The organism is Amycolatopsis sp. NPDC058986 (assembly GCF_042741125.1).
Lineage (GTDB): Bacteria > Actinomycetota > Actinomycetes > Mycobacteriales > Pseudonocardiaceae > Amycolatopsis.
This window is the reverse complement of sequence record NZ_JBHYJW010000003.1, coordinates 259298-274379: the sequence shown is the minus strand read 5'-3', so window position 1 is coordinate 274379 and position 15082 is coordinate 259298. Positions and strand designations below refer to the sequence as shown.

Below are 15082 nucleotides of genomic sequence, written 5' to 3'. Positions count from 1 at the left end.
CGGTCGCGATCGTGGGGATGTCGGTGCTACTGCCCGGCGCCCCCGACCTCGGCACGTACTGGCGGAACCTCGCCGGCGGTGTCGACGCCATCACCACCGTGCCGCCCGATCGCTGGGACGCGGTCCACTACGCCCCGGACGAGCCGTCGCGGGCGGACCGGATCTACTGCAGGCGCGGTGGTTTCGTCGGCGAACTGGCCGAAGTGGACGTCACGGGATTCGGGATCATGCCGAACTCCGTGCCCGCGACCGAGCCCGACCAGCTGATCGCGTTGCGGGTCGCCGCGGAGGCCATCGCCGACGCGGGCGGTCCGGAGCGGCTGCCCGCGCAACGGGCGAAGGCCGGGGTGATCCTCGGCCGCGGCGGCTACCTCACTCCCGGCCTGGTGCGGCTCGACCAGCGCGTCCGCACGGCCACCCAGCTGGTCCACACGCTGAGCGAGCTGCTGCCCGATCTCGGCGCCGATCGGCTCGACGAGGTACGGGAAGCGTTCACCGCCCGGCTCGGACCGGAGGCGCCGGAGTCCGCGATCGGGCTCGTGCCGAACCTGGCCGCGTCGCGGCTGGCGAACCGGCTCGACCTGCGCGGCCCGGCGTACACGGTGGACGCCGCGTGCGCGTCGTCGCTCATCGCCGTCGATCACGCGATCCGGGAACTCCACAGTGGACGGTGCGACGTCGTGCTGGCCGGTGGGGTGCACCATTGCCACGACGTCACGTTCTGGAGTGTGTTCAACCAGCTAGGCGCGCTGTCGCCGAGCGAGCGGATCCGGCCGTTCCACCGCGACGCGGACGGTGTGCTGATCGGCGAGGGCACCGGCGTCGTCGTCCTCAAGCGGCTCGCCGACGCCGAGCGCGACGGCGACCGGGTGTACGCGGTGATCACCGGGACCGGGGTGGCGAGCGACGGCCGCACCGCGAGTCTGGCCAACCCCGACACCGGCGGTCAGGTCCGCGCGGTCCGGCAGGCGTGGGAAGCCGCCGGTCTCGACCCGGCCCGGCCGGGCGCCCTGGGCCTGCTGGAGGCACACGGCACCGCGACCCCTGCGGGCGACGCGGCCGAACTAGCCACCCTGGCCGAGGTTTTCGGCAAGCCGGGGGACACCGCGGTGATCGGGTCGGTCAAGTCGATGATCGGGCACACCATGCCCGCGGCCGGGATCGCCGGGCTGATCAAGGCCGCGCTGGCCGTGCACCACGGGGTCCTGCCGCCGACGCTGCACTGCGACGATCCGCGTCCGGAGCTCGCGCGGACCCGGTTCATCCCGCTCGACGCGGCGCGTCCGTGGGAGGGCGACGGCGTGCGCCGCGCGGGCGTCAACGCGTTCGGGTTCGGCGGGATCAACGCGCACGTCGTGCTCGAACAGGCACCGGACCGCGGGGCTCCCGTCGTCTCGGTGAGTGAACCGGAGCGGGTTCTGCGGCTCGCCGTGTCCACAGTGGACGAAATGGCCGCGCTTCTGGACGGCGCCGATCAGGACGTCCTCGCCCGCGAAGGCGGGGAGGGGCCGGTCCGGCTCGGCATCGTCGCCCCGACGGCCAAGCGCCTTGCCCTGGCGAGGAAAGCGGTGGCGCGAGGCAAGGGCCTCCGCGGTCGCAACGACGTCTGGTTCGCACCGGAACCCTTGCTGCGCAGCGGAAAACTCGCGTTCGTCTTTCCGGGGCTGGAGGCCGAGTTCACGCCGAACTGTGCCGACGTCGCGCGGCACTTCGGGCTGCCATGGCAGCAGGCGGACGTCGAGGTCGGCGACATCGGCAGGCACGGCGCCGCGGTGTTCGGGCTCGGCAGGCTGCTGCACGCCGCGCTGGGACGGCTCGGCGTGACCCCGGACGCGCTGGCCGGGCACAGCCTCGGCGAATGGACGGCGATGGCGGCGGCCGGGATCCACGCCGAGGACGAGGTCGACGCGTTCCTCGCCGGGTTCGACCCGGACGCGCTGGTGGTCCCCGGTCTCTCGTTCGCCGCGATCGGCGCGTCCGCGTCCCGGGTGCTGGCCGAACTCGCCGGGCGCGAGGACGTCGTGCTGTCCCACGACAACGCGCCGAACCAGGCGATGCTCTGCGGGCCCGCGGACGAGGTCGGCGAGCTGGTCGGCCGGTTCCGGGACCAGGGCGTGCTCGCGCAGGTGCTGCCGTTCCGGTCCGGGTTCCACACCCCGATGCTGCGGCCGTACCTCGGCCCGATCCGGGAGGGCGCGGAACGGCTGAGCCTCAACCCGGCCCGGCTGCCGGTGTGGTCGGCCACCACGGTGTCGCCATACCCGGCGGACGCGGCGGCGGTGCGGGACCTGTTCGTCCGGCACCTGCTGGAACCCGTGCGGTTCCGGCCGTTGGTCGAGGCCATGTACGCGGCGGGCTTCCGCGGGTTCGTCCAGCTCGGCGCCGGGCAGCTCGGTTCCCTGATCGACGACACCTTGCACGGGCGCGAACACCTTGCGGTGCCGGCACATTCGCCGCAGCGTGACGGGCTCGCGCAGCTGCGACGCGTGGCCACCGCCTTGTGGGCCGACGGTCTGGACGTCGACACAGCGGCGTTGCCCGGCGGCGAGGCGGTCGCTCGACGAGGCCGGGCGGTAAAACTGGACCTCGGCGGCAAGCTGGTCTCACTGGACGAACGGACCCGGGCCCGGTTCACCATGCCCGCGCGTACCGAGTCCACTGTGGATGGACTCGACGCGCTGGCCTCGCACGGCCCGCTCGCCGCCGAGTTCTCCGCGCTGCTCAAGGACACCGCCGCGCTCGCGACGGACGTCCTCGCGCAGCGTGGCAGGCGGCCGGCACCCCGCCGCGTCGTCGCGCCCCGGGAACTGCGGACGACGCTGACCGTGTCGATCGAGACCATGCCTTACCTGCTCGACCACTGCTTCTTCCGGCAGCCCGAGCGGGCCGAGCCCGCCGATCGGTGGCCGGTGGTCCCGGCGACGACGGTGATCGAGCACCTCATGGGCTTCGCAGAACAGGCCATGCCCGGACGGCACGCCGTGGCCGTGCACGACGTACGGCTCACCCAGTGGATCACCGCGATCCCCGCCGTGACGGTCCCGGTCCGCGTGGTGCCGCAAGGACGCGACCGGGTGCTCGCGTCCTTGGAGGGATACTCGCAAGCTGTTGTCGAACTCGCGCCGGACTACGCGCGGAGCGCGCCGGAGCCGTGGCGGTTCCCGGCGTCCGAGGAGAGCGAGCCCGAGCTGACCGCGGCCGAGCTGTACAGCGAACGCTGGATGTTCCACGGCCCCGGGTTCCAAGGCGTGCAGGAGCTGGTCGCGGTGGGGAAGCGGCACGTCCGCGCGGTGCTGACGACACCGGCGGCGCCCGGCGCCTTGCTGGACAACGTCGGCCAGGTCCTCGGCTACTGGATCATGTCGCGGCTGCCCGAACGGAACACGGTGTTCCCGGTCGGCATGCGCGAGATCCGGTTCCACGGTCCGCATCCCGTGCCGGGGGAACGGCTGGACTGCCTGGTGCGCATCACGAACGTCACCGACGCCGAACTCGAGGCCGAGATGCAGCTCGTCCACAAAGGACAGGTGTGGGCCGAGTTCACCGGCTGGCGCGACCGGCGCTTCGACAGCAATCCGGCGATCCGCCGGGTCGATCGCCGGCCGGAGCGGTACACGCTCTCGCAGGCGCGGCCGGAGGGCTGGGCGCTGGTCCGCGAGCAGTGGCCGGACCTGGCCACCCGCGACCTGATCATGCGCAACATGCTGGCGGGCGCGGAACGCGAGGCCTACGACGCGCATCCGCCGCGCGGCAGGCGGCAGTGGCTGCTCGGGCGCATCGCGGTGAAGGACGCCGTCCGGCACTTCTTGTGGGACAACAGCTTGTGGGACTCCGGCGAAGGCGAGATCTTCCCGGCGGAACTGCGGGTCGGCAACGACAGCGCGGGACGCCCGTTCGTCACCGGTGCCTACGGGCGGACGCTGCCGGAACTCACGGTGTCGCTGGCGCATCGCGGCGACGTCGGCGTGGCGATCGCGCGGCCGTGGCCGTGCGGGATCGACGTCGAAGAGGTCGCGCCGAAGGCCGCGTCCACACTGGCGGTGGCGTTCGGCGAGGCGGAGCGGGCGCTCTTCGACGAGGTGTCCGCGGACGATCCCGACCGCTGGTTCGCCCGGTTCTGGACCGCGAAGGAAGCCGTCGCGAAGCTCCGCGGTACCGGATTGCGGGGCGAACCACGGGACTTCGAGGTCGTCGAAGCGGCGCCGGAACGGTTGACGGTCCGTGCGGGCGGGCGGGACTACCCGGTGCGCTGCCGCGACGTCGAACACGCGCCGCGCGCGTACGTCGTGGCTTGGACGGAAGAAGAAAAGGAGACAGAGCTGTGAGCATCGAGACGGCGCGTCCGGACACGGTCGCGGACGAGGTGACCGTGCTGGCGGACCTCGCCACCATGCTGCGCGGGCTGCTGGACGAGTACGGGCTGGACGACGCCGAGATCACGATGGACACGACGTTCCACGACGACCTCGAACTGGAAAGCGTCGACCTAGTCGCGCTGTCCGGCCAGCTGCGCGAGCACTACGGCGAGCGGGTCAACTTCGCGACGTTCATCGCCGAACGCGATCTGGAGGAGATCATCGCGCTGACCGTGGGCGAACTCGTCCGGTACATCGTCACGTCGCTGCGTGTCGCGGGAACGCCGTGAGCAAGGTCCGCGCGGGCGAACTGGACGTCCATGTCCAGCGGCTTTCCCCACCCGATCCGGACGCGCCGATCCTGGTGTGCGTCCACGGATTGCTGACCGACAGCCTCGCCAGCTACTACTTCACCCTCGGGCCCGCGTTCGCGGAGCGGGGGATCGACGTCGTGATGTACGACCTGCGCGGGCACGGCCGCACGACCCGGCTCGGCTCCGGTTACCGGCTCGAACGGTTCGTCGAGGATCTGGACGCGCTGCTCGACGCGCTCGGTATCACCCGCCCGGTGCACGTCGTGGGCAACTCCTTCGGTGGTTCGGTCGCGTTCGGACTCGCCGCCGCGCGCCCGGACCGCGTCGCCAGCGTCATCGCGATCGAGGCCGAACCGCCCACTCCATTGTGGACCCGGCACATGGCCGACGGCCTGGCGGACGCGAAGAACCGGCTCGCCATCGACGGCGCGTTCGAGTGGATCGCGGCGAACCACGGCGCCCACACCGCCCGGCTTTCGAAGTCGGCGAACAAGATCCTCCAGGCCACGACGATCGCCGAGGACATCCCGCTCAGCCGTACCATCGACCCGGACCTTTCGGCGGTGCGCTGCCCGGTGCTGGCGGTGTTCGGCGGCGACTCGGGGTTGTCGGACCAAGTCCCGCAGCTCGAAGCGAGCCTGACGCACTGCCGGACGCTGGTGCTGCCGGACCAGGGGCATTCGGTGCTCGTGGAACGCACCGCGGAGACGATCGACGCGATCCTCGACTGGGTCCACGAGACCAGCCGGGCAGCGGTGGAAGCGTAGTGGCCCGGTTCCTCTTCGTCGTCCCGCCCCTGACCGGACACGTCAACCCGGCCGTGGGAGTCGCGGCCGAACTGGCCGCGCGCGGCCATCACGTGGCCTGGGCGGGGCACGAAACGGTGCTGCGCAAGCTCACCGGGCACGGCGCGGAGATCTTCGGCTGCGCGATCCCCGAGACCGAACCCGTGCGGGCCCCGGATCTCAAAGGCCCGGCCGCGCTGCGGTTCCTGTGGGAGGACTTCCTGATCCCGCTGGCCGACGCGATGGCGCCCGGCGTGCACGCCGCGATCGACGCCTTCGGCCCGCACGTCGTGGTCGCCGATCAGCAGGCGCTCGCGGGCGGGCTCATCGCCGACGCGTGCGGGCTGGCGTGGGCGACCTCGGCGACGACGTCGGCCGAGCTGATCGACCCGCTCGCCGGGATGCCCAAGGTCGCCGCGTGGGTCGACGAACTGCTCACCGGGCTGCGGGCCCGTATCGCGGGCGGCAGGGGTGCGGCGGACCCGCGGTTCTCCCCGCACGGCGTCCTCGCGTTCACCACCCGGCGGCTGCTCGGCGCGGCCGAGCTGCCGCCCGCGGTGTGGCTGGTCGGGCCGTCGATCACCGCCCGTCCGTCCACAACGGACTTCCCATGGGAGTGGCTCGACCCGGCGACGCCCACCGTGCTCGTCACCCTCGGGACCGCGAACGCCGACGCCGCGGCGGGATTCCTCACCGCGGCCGCCGACGCGTTCGACGGCATGGACCGCCGGGCGGTGCTCGTGGACCCCGGCGGCGTACTGGGCCCGACACCGGAGAATGTGCTGGTACGCGGGGAAGTTCCGCAGCTTCCGTTGCTGTCTCGCGTCGACGCCGTGGTGTGCCACGCCGGGCACAACACCGTCTGCGAAGCGCTGTGGCACGGCGTCCCGCTGGTGGTCGCCCCGATCCGCGACGACCAGCCGATCGTCGCCGGGCAGGTCGCCGACGCCGGTGCGGGCGTCCGGTTGCGGTTCGGCCGCTCGGACGCCGGGCGCATCGCGGCCGCCGTCGGCAAGGTCCTGACCGAGCCCGGCTACCGGCGGGCCGCCGAGGCGATCGGGCGGTCCTTCCGCACCGCCGGGGGTATCCGCGCCGCGGCGGGGCACCTCGAACAGCTGGCGTTGGAGCGGCTCAGCCGTCCGGCGCGGGAATCCGGCAGCCCCGTGCGCTGAGCGCCACACTGGGACCATGGGAGTTCTGGACGGACGATCCGTGGTGGTCACCGGAGCGGGGCAGGGACTGGGGCAGGCGTTCGCGCGGCACGCGGCGGCGGCCGGGGCCGCGGTCGTCGTCAACGACATCGACGCGGAGACGGCCGAGGAGACCGCCGAGGACATCAGGGCGGCCGGGGGACAGGCGGTCGCGTATGCCGGAGATGTGTCCGATGCCGCGTATGCGTCTTCACTGATCCAACGCTGTGTCAGCGAGTTCGGCGGGATCGGCGGCCTGGTCAACAACGCGGCGGTGAACTACCACGTCGAGCCGTGGGAGGACGACGACGCGGAGCGGACCCGCGCACTCGTCGAGACGAACGTCCTCGGGCCGCTCCACTGCGGGTCCGCCGCGTTGAAGCGGATGGTCGCCCAGCGGTCCGGGGCGATCGTGAACCTGACATCCGGATCGATGATCGGCCAGCGCGGGGCCGCCGCGTACTCGGCGTCGAAGGGCGCGGTCGCCTCGCTGACCTACTCCTGGGCGGCCGACGTCGGCGAGCACGGCGTCCGCGTGAACGCGGTGTGCCCGATCGCGTGGACGCGGATGATGCGGGAGAGCCGCAATGCGCACCTGCACGGAAATCCCGCGCTGACACCGGACCTCGTCGCGCCGCTGGTCACGTACCTGCTCAGCGACCTTTCGGCGGCGCTGAACGGTCAGGTGCTCCGGCTCGCCGACGGGCATCTGCACGTCGTCCGGCAGCCCGCGGTCAAACCGCCGGTGCTGCGCCGGGAAGTCTGGGACGTCGGGGGCATCGCGGACGCGGTGGTGGGGGAACTCGCGGTGGCGCTCGAACCACCGCCGCCGGAGCGCTGGTTCCTCGGCGGGTTCACCGCATCAGGTGATCAATCCACAGTGGAGCGGAGCTGATCCGGCCAATACGTTGAAGGCCGGACAGCCAGGAGGGTGCGATGACGACGACCGTGGACAGCGGACGGCAGGACACCGCGCCGCCGGAGCTGAGCCGCAAGCGGGTCAACGCGGTGTTCGCCGCGGTCATGCTCGGCATGCTGCTCGCGGCGCTGGACCAGACGATCGTGGGCACGGCACTGCCCACGATCGTCGGCGATCTCGGCGGCGCCGGGCACCTGTCCTGGGTGATCACCTCGTACCTGCTCGCCGAGACGATCATGACCGCGGTCGTCGGGAAGCTCGGCGACCTGTTCGGCCGCAAGCTGATGTTCCAGCTGTCGGTGATCGTGTTCACCGGCGGCTCGTTCTTCTGCGGGTTCGCGAACGACATGATCTGGCTGATCGTGGCGCGGGCGGTGCAGGGGCTGGGCGCGGGCGGGCTGATGGTCACCGCGACGGCGCTGGTGGCCGACGTCGTCCCGCTGCGTGACCGCGGCAAGTACCAGGGTGTCCTCGGCTCGGTGTTCGGCGTCGTCACGGTGCTCGGGCCGATGCTGGGCGGCCTGTTCGTCGATCACCTTTCGTGGCGGTGGGCGTTCTACGTCAACGTCCCGGTGGCGGTGATCGTGCTGATCGTCGCGGCGAGCGCGATGCCGAGCGTGAAGGCCGCGGCGAAGCCGGTGATCGACTACCTGGGCATCCTGCTCGTCGGCCTCGCCGCGACCGGGCTGACGCTGGTGACCAGCTGGGGCGGGACGCAGTACGCGTGGGACTCGCCGACGATCATCGGCATGGCCGTCGGCTCGGTGATCCTGCTGGTGCTGTTCGTCTTCGCGGAGAAACGGGCGACGGAACCGACCCTGCCGATGCGCTTGTTCCGGAACCCGGTGTTCACCGTGGCGGCGATCCTGAGTTTCGTCGTCGGGTTCGCGATGCTCGGCGCGCTGTCCTACCTGCCGACGTATCTGCAGTACGTGCACGGCATCTCGGCGACGAGTTCCGGCGTGCGGATGCTGCCGATGGTGATCGCGCTGCTGATCGCGGGCGTCTTCGCGGGAAACCTGGTCGGCAAGACAGGGCGGTACAAGATCTTCCCGATCCTCGGCGGCGTCGGCCTGACGGCCGGGCTGTACCTGCTTTCCCGGCTGACCCCGGAGAGTGGGTTCTGGGAGATGTCGGCCTACTTCGCGGTGCTGGGCCTCGGAATCGGGCTGAGCATGCAGGTGCTGGTCATCGTCGTGCAGAACACCGCCGAATACCGGGATCTGGGCGTCGCGACGTCCGGGGTGACGTTCCTGCGGTCCATGGGATCCTCGTTCGGCGCGGCCATCTTCGGCACGATCTACGCCAACCAGCTGGCCCCGAACATGGCGAAGGCGTCAGCGGAACACCCGCTGCCGCCGGGGATCAACCCGCAGGCCGTGCAGGTCCCGATCGCGCTGCACAAGCTGCCGGAGCCGGTGGCGGCGCCCTACATCCAGGCCTACAGCGATTCGATCCACTCGGTGTTCCTCTATGCCGCGCCCGTCGGTCTTGTGGCGCTGGTGCTGGCCTTCTTCCTCAAGGAAGTCCCGCTGCGCGACACCGCGCGCGCCGGCGCCCAGGACATCGGCGACGGGTTCGCGATGCCGGACCCGAGCGACCGGGACCAGGATCTGGAACGCGCGGTCGGCCGGATCCTCGCGCGCGAGGGACGGGCGGCGTCCGCCGGGGTCGTCGCGCGTTCGGGCTGCGAACTGGACCGCGGCGGACTGTGGTGCGTGGGGCAGGTACGGCTACGGGAACGCCGCGAGAAGCCGACGTCGCTGACGGTCATCGGCGAACGCTACGGCGTCCCGCCGGAGGTGTTCGAGCCCGCGTTCGCGAGGCTGGAGCTGACCGGGCACCTGACCTATCGCGGCGGCCAGTGGTCGACCACCGAACTCGGGCTCGCCGAACTCGACAAGCTCATCGGGGCCTGGAAGGACTGGCTGGCCGAGCGGCTCGAGGACTGGGGCCCCGAGGGACACGACGAACTGCACGCGGCACTCGGCCGGGTCGCCAACCGCATCCTCGACCAGGCGGCCGACGACCGCCCGCACGGCAAACACGCGGTCGCCGTCTGAAACGGGCACGGCACATCGGCCGGTTTGCGGTTACGTTCTCTTTCATGGCGAAGGATTCCGCGGTGGAGATCGAGGTCGGGCACCGGACGGTGCGGGTCTCGAATCCGGACCGGGTCTACTTCCCCGCACGCGGGGAAACCAAGCTCGACCTGGTCAACTACTACCTGTCGGTCGGGGACGGGATCGTGCGCGCGCTGCGCGAGCGGCCGTGCATGCTGCATCGGTTCCCGTCCGGCGTGGCGGGGGAGAAGGTGCACCAGAAGCGCGTCCCGCACGGCGCGCCGCCGTGGCTGGAGACGGTGCGGGTGGACTTCCCGCGCTACGGGCGGCACGCCTACGAACTGTGCGTGACGGAGCTGGCGAGCGTCGTGTGGGCGGTCCAGATGTCCACTGTGGAGTTTCACCCGTGGAACTCGCGACGCGCCGACACGGAGCGGCCCGACGAGTGGCGGATCGACCTCGACCCGATGCCGGACTGCGGCTTCGACCGGGTCCGGCGCGTCGCGCACGTCGCCCACGAGGTGCTCGACGAGCTGGGCGTGGCCGGCTGGCCCAAGACCTCGGGCGGCAGCGGCTTGCACATCTACGTCCGCATCGAGCCGCGCTGGGGATTCGCCGACGTCCGGCGAGCGGCCCTGGCCTTCGCCAAGGAGGTCGAACGCCGTGCGCCGGACGACGTGACCACGACGTGGTGGCGTAAGGATCGTGACCCGGCGATGCTGTTCGTCGACTACAACCAGAACGCCAGGGATCACACGATCGCCAGCGCCTATTCGGTCCGCGGCGTGCCCGAGGGCACGGTGTCCACCCCGATCCGCTGGGACGAGATCGACGACGTCGAACCCGGCGACTGCACCATCGCGACCGTGCCCGCGCGCTTCGCCGAGCTGGGCGACCTCCACGCGGGGATCGACGACACGGCCTATTCGCTGGACACCCTCCTGGAGTGGGCCGATCGCGACGGTCTCGACGAGCAGCAAGACTCCTGAGTGCTGTCTCGCCAGATGGACGGAGACGACAGCGGGGTGGAGCCAAGGGCATCGTGACGTGCCATGCGGGAGACCGAGGAAACCGAGTACGACCGGAGCCGCTTGGCCGGGCTGTCGCGGCGTACCGCGTTGCGGCTGGCCGGGGTGGTGGGCGCGGCCGTCGCGGCGGGTCCACTGTGGACAGGGCGGGCCTCGGCGGCGAGCCCGATCGTGAAACCGCTGCCCGCGGACAAGTTCGTCGTCTACGGCGGTAACGCCGAGATGCGCTGGGCGTCGATGAGCGGGCAGGGCGACCTCGTCCCGATCGACCGGTTCTTCGTCCGCGATCACACCGAGACGCCGATCATCGACGCGGCGGGCTGGCGGCTGAAACTGTGGGGCAGCGGGCTGCGTGGCGCGCCGCCGGAGGATCGGCCGGTCGAGTTCGGCTACGACGATCTGCGGCGGCTGCCCTCGCGAACGGTCACCGCGCGCATCGAATGCGCGGGGAACGGCCGGAGCTTCTTCACCAGCCAGCAGGGGCAACGGGTCGAGGGCACGGCGTGGGGCCTCGGCGCGGTCGGCGTCGCGCGCTGGCGGGGCGTGCCACTCGGGACAGTGCTGCGCCGCGCCGGCCTGACCACGTCCGCGGTGGACATCCTGCCGGAGGGCCTTGACCGCGAATACGTCACGGGCGGCGTGAACCTCGGCCGGGTCCGGCGCCCGCTGCCGGTGCGCAAGGCGTTGTCGGACGTTCTGCTCGCGTACGAGATGAACGGCGAGCCCCTGCCGCCGGACCACGGTTTCCCGGTGCGGCTGGTGGTCCCGGACTGGATCGGCATCTCGTCGATCAAATGGCTCGGCCGGATCGAGGTGGCGGACCGGCCGCTGTACTCGCCGTGGAACACCCAGTACTACCGGCTCGTCGGCCCCGGCTATCCGGCCGACGGCGAACTGGTCACCCGGCAGAACACCAAGAGCGCGTTCGAGCTGCCGTGGGCGGCGATCCTCGACGGCGGCCGTGAGCATCTGCTGCGCGGCCGGTCGTGGTCGGGGACCGGGCGGGTGCGGCGCGTGGAGGTCAGCACCGACGGCGGGCGGACCTGGCGGCACACTACCCCGGTGGGCGCCGGACACGGGTGGCAGCGCTGGGCGGTTCCGTGGCGCCCGCCGGGGCCGGGCTCCTACAACGTCCGCGCGCGGGCCACGGATTCGAGCGGCGTCACCCAGCCCGACGTCGCGCCGTACAACACCCAGGGCTACCTGTTCGGCGCGGTCGTCGCGCATCCGGTCACGGTCACGTGATCGCCTCGGGGTCCCGGTGCCGTGAAGGCCTCCTTCACAGCGCTGAGCGCCGGTAAGGAGGCCTTCACGGCGTGACGGACCGGGGAGTGGTTACCGCAGGCCGGGCAGGCCCGCGGCGTAGTCGACGAGGGCGGCGCGGTCGGCACGCTGGGCCTTGGCCATCAGGCTCGCGACGTGTTTCTCGACCGTGCGGGGCGAGATGTGCAGGCGTTTCGCGATGTCCTTGTTGCCCAGCCGGTCGGCGACCAGCACCAGGACCTCGTACTCCCGGACGGTGATCCCCGCGGCGCGCAGATCGTCGGGCACCCGGTCGATGCCCGTACGGCGTTGCCGGACCCGGGCGCCGATGCCGCGCAGCAGGCCGCGGCAGGCGCTGGCGACGGCGGGGATTCCGGCGGTGTGGAAGTATTCCTCGGCTTCCTTGAGCCAGGTCACGGGCTCGCCCCAGCCGTCGGCGGCGGCGCAGGCGGCCACCAGGCGCAGTGCGAGATGCCGGGCCACCGGGTACAGCTCGGCGGCTTCCAGCGCGCGGGCCGCGGCGGCGTTCGCGTCCTCGGCGCGGCCGAGCCGTCCGAGCCGGACCGCTTCGGCGAGCTGCGCGAACTGACGGTTCCAGCGCAGCCCGCCCGCCGCCGAGCCGGAGTCCACTTCGGACGGAGCCGCGTCCGCCACCGCTTCGACCAGCAGTCGCAGGCCGTGCTGGCCCGCGAGGTGGAACCGGCTGGGCTTGTGTTCCTCCAAAGTGGACACCTGACGCAGCTCGTCGCGGGCGCGGTCGAAGTCCTCCTCCAGCAGCGAGCAGAGCACCCGTCCCATCCCGATGCTGAGCACCCGCTCCTGCGCGTCTTCGCCGCCCGCGGCGCGGAAGTCGTCGAGGGCCCGCTCCATGCCCGCCCGGTCGGCCTGGTGGGCGGCGAGCACGGCACGCACCATCAGGGCGTACTGCAGCAGCGCGGTGAGCTTGAGCCGGGCGATCACCGGCTGGTTCGCTTCCAGCAGCTCCCGCGCCCGGGCGAAGTCGGTGCGCATCACGGCGTGGATGGCGCGGACGACGGCGACCGCGCAGCTCAGGGTGATCGCGCCGGTGCGGGCGGCCTCGGCCCCGGCGAGTTCGAGGATGGTCTCGTCGCCGTCCGCGATCATGCCCTGCCCGCCGTGCCGGACGAGGACCTGGACCCGCAGATGGTGCAGCCCGTGTTCCTCGGCGACGCGCCGGGCCCGCCGCAGGTACCGGAAGGCCTCCTCGGTGTCGCGCTCGATCGTGATCATGCCGAGCACCTGGAGCGCCTGGCAGGCGACGAACGGCGAATCGGCGCGTTCGGCGATCCGCCACGCCTGCGCCGCGAGCCGCTCGGCACGGAGCGTGTGATCGCGCCCCGGGACGTCGAGCCACAGATTGGCCTCCACCGCGTCGATCGCCGCACACTGCTCATCGCGCATGTCCGGGCCCAGCGGGGCACGGGCACGGTCGAGCTGGCCGAGGCATTCGTCGTGCCGCCCGGCGACGTAGGCGGCCCAGGCGAGCTGGGTGTGCAGGTGCGCCACCTGGTCGAGGGTGCCGACCTCGGCGAACCGGTCGGCCAGCCGGACCGCGCGATCGAACTGCCCGGTCTGGCCCAGCGCGCGCAACAGGGTTTCGAGGACGTCCGCCCTGGCGGCCGCGCCGGCGGTGCCGAGCAGGTCCAGCGCCTTGGACAGCAAGGACACCGCCGAATCCGCCGCCCCGGCTTCGAGCGCGCGCCGCCCGGCTTCGGTGAACAGCGCCCCGGCGCCCGGTTCGTCCATCGCGGTCAGCCGGAGTGAGCCGGCCAGCGCGCAGAGTTCGCCGGGCAACCCGGGAAACTGCTCCTCGAGCACTTCGGCCGCGGAGCGGGCGAGCCGGGCCTTGGTGGCGGGGACGAGGCGGGCGAGCAGCGCTTCGGTGGTGAGCGGATGCCGGAAGGCGTACCAGCCGGGACTGCTTTCGTCGGTGGTGACCAGATGCGCCGACACCGCGGCGCCGAGGTGATTGTGGAGGGTCCGATCGTCCATTCCGGTCACGGCCTGGACCACCGAAAGCGGGAAACGGTGCCCGAGGACGGCCGCGACCGACAGCAGCGTCTCGGCGTCGCCGCCCAGCTGGTCGACGCGGGAACCGACACTGTTCACCAGCGCCGCGGGCACCCTGGCGCGCAGCTCGCCGCTGGTGCGCCAGCCGTCCTTGCCCGCGACGAGGACCCCGTCGGTGAGCATCCCGTGCAGGAGTTCCTCGACCACGAAGGGGATTCCCGCGCTGTTGCGCCACAGCAGTTCGGTCGCGGCGTCGGGCAGTTTCGCCGGCTCGGTCTCCAGACAGGCGGCCGCGAGCCGCCTGGTGTCCTCGGGGCCGAGCCGGTCGAGTTCGAGCAGGACGCAGCTCCGGCGCCGGGCCGCGGAGGTCACCAGCCCGAGGGCGTCCGACGGGTCACTGCGCAGCGTGCCGACCAGCAGGACCGGGCTGGAAGCCAAGTTGTCGACGAGGTATTCGAGGATGAACAGCGTTTCGGCGTCGGCGTCCTGGAGGTCGTCGAGCACGACGAGGCAACCGCGCTCGCGCCCGGTGACGGCGAGGAGCCGGTACACGGCCTCGGCGAGGACGACGAGCGAACCGTTGTCGTGCGGGCGGTCGCCGTCCCGCCAGTCGGGGACGAGCTGGGCGAGCACCGGGATGAACGGGCCGAGCTCCGGGTCAGGGGGCGGGCAGCCGCCGCGGAAGCAGGAGAGCAGGGCCTCGGTCAGCGGGCGGAAGGGCACCATCGGGCCGATCGAGCTGGCCCGCCCGCGCAGTACCGGCATCTCCGCGGCGAGCGCGCGAGCGGCGGTTTCGGCGGCGAGCCGGGACTTGCCGATCCCGCCTTCCCCGGTCAGGAAGATCGCGCCCCCGTGCCCGGACCCGGCGGAGTCCAGCGCATGGGCGAGGTCGCCGAGTTCGCTCTCCCGGCCGATCACCCGCGATGAACGAAGCGCCACGGGAGCGACTATAGCGATCATCGGCCGTGGCGACGGTGACGCAGGGTGCCGTCGCCGCCGGACAGGACAGCCGGACAGCACGTACGGCCGTCGTGGTGGCGTCCCCGGTATCGGCGCGGGTTTCGTCCGGTACCGCCGCTTTCGCACTTCGCGGAAAATCTTCCGGATATGTGTAACGAAATCGCATGCGCGTAT

The 15082-nt window shown here is 71.9% G+C and carries 9 protein-coding genes; 8 read left to right on the top strand and 1 reads right to left on the bottom strand.

The features are described from left to right. Positions 1-17 precede the first annotated feature (17 nt). The 8 genes from ACFW0G_RS04890 to ACFW0G_RS04855 all read left to right on the top strand — a co-directional run bounded on the left by ACFW0G_RS04890 (position 18) and on the right by ACFW0G_RS04855 (position 11899). Positions 18-4325, top strand: coding sequence for a beta-ketoacyl synthase N-terminal-like domain-containing protein (locus tag ACFW0G_RS04890; protein WP_378323438.1), 4308 nt, complete (start codon positions 18-20; stop codon positions 4323-4325). Then, positions 4322-4645, top strand: a complete 324-nt coding sequence (locus ACFW0G_RS04885) for an acyl carrier protein (protein ID WP_378323422.1) — start codon at positions 4322-4324, stop codon at positions 4643-4645. Before ACFW0G_RS04890 ends, ACFW0G_RS04885 begins: the two co-directional genes overlap by 4 nt. Continuing rightward, positions 4642-5436 carry an alpha/beta fold hydrolase gene (locus tag ACFW0G_RS04880; RefSeq protein ID WP_378323421.1) on the top strand — a complete coding sequence of 265 codons (795 nt, stop codon included), beginning with the start codon at positions 4642-4644 and terminating at the stop codon, positions 5434-5436. Before ACFW0G_RS04885 ends, ACFW0G_RS04880 begins: the two co-directional genes overlap by 4 nt. Then, positions 5436-6626, top strand: coding sequence for a glycosyltransferase (locus tag ACFW0G_RS04875; protein WP_378323420.1), 1191 nt, complete (start codon positions 5436-5438; stop codon positions 6624-6626). Before ACFW0G_RS04880 ends, ACFW0G_RS04875 begins: the two co-directional genes overlap by 1 nt. A gap of 16 nt (positions 6627-6642) precedes the next feature. Further along, positions 6643-7539, top strand: a complete 897-nt coding sequence (locus ACFW0G_RS04870) for an SDR family NAD(P)-dependent oxidoreductase (protein WP_378323419.1) — start codon at positions 6643-6645, stop codon at positions 7537-7539. Positions 7540-7580: 41 nt separating this feature from the next. Beyond that, entirely contained in the window at positions 7581-9626 is a 2046-nt protein-coding gene (locus tag ACFW0G_RS04865) for an MDR family MFS transporter (protein ID WP_378323418.1), read from the top strand. A gap of 44 nt (positions 9627-9670) precedes the next feature. Continuing rightward, the gene (gene ligD / locus ACFW0G_RS04860; RefSeq protein WP_378323417.1) at positions 9671-10615 is read left to right on the top strand and encodes a non-homologous end-joining DNA ligase; all 945 of its coding nucleotides are present in this window, start codon (positions 9671-9673) and stop codon (positions 10613-10615) included. Positions 10616-10678: 63 nt separating this feature from the next. Continuing rightward, positions 10679-11899, top strand: coding sequence for a sulfite oxidase (locus tag ACFW0G_RS04855; protein ID WP_378323416.1), 1221 nt, complete (start codon positions 10679-10681; stop codon positions 11897-11899). Positions 11900-11989: 90 nt separating this feature from the next. Here ACFW0G_RS04855 and ACFW0G_RS04850 read toward each other — a convergent pair whose 3' ends face one another. Beyond that, positions 11990-14887 carry an ATP-binding protein gene (locus ACFW0G_RS04850; protein WP_378323414.1) on the bottom strand — a complete coding sequence of 966 codons (2898 nt, stop codon included), beginning with the start codon at positions 14885-14887 and terminating at the stop codon, positions 11990-11992. Between the last annotated feature and the right edge of the window lie 195 nt (positions 14888-15082).

Excerpts from the sequence above, each read along its gene's own strand:
- ACFW0G_RS04890 (WP_378323438.1), top strand. The coding sequence starts at position 18 with ATGTCGGTGCTACTGCCCGGCGCCCCCGACCTCGGCACGTACTGGCGG.
- ACFW0G_RS04870 (WP_378323419.1), top strand. The coding sequence starts at position 6,643 with ATGGGAGTTCTGGACGGACGATCCGTGGTGGTCACCGGAGCGGGGCAG.
- ACFW0G_RS04865 (WP_378323418.1), top strand. The coding sequence starts at position 7,581 with ATGACGACGACCGTGGACAGCGGACGGCAGGACACCGCGCCGCCGGAG.
- ligD (WP_378323417.1), top strand. The coding sequence starts at position 9,671 with ATGGCGAAGGATTCCGCGGTGGAGATCGAGGTCGGGCACCGGACGGTG.
- ACFW0G_RS04855 (WP_378323416.1), top strand. The coding sequence starts at position 10,679 with ATGCGGGAGACCGAGGAAACCGAGTACGACCGGAGCCGCTTGGCCGGG.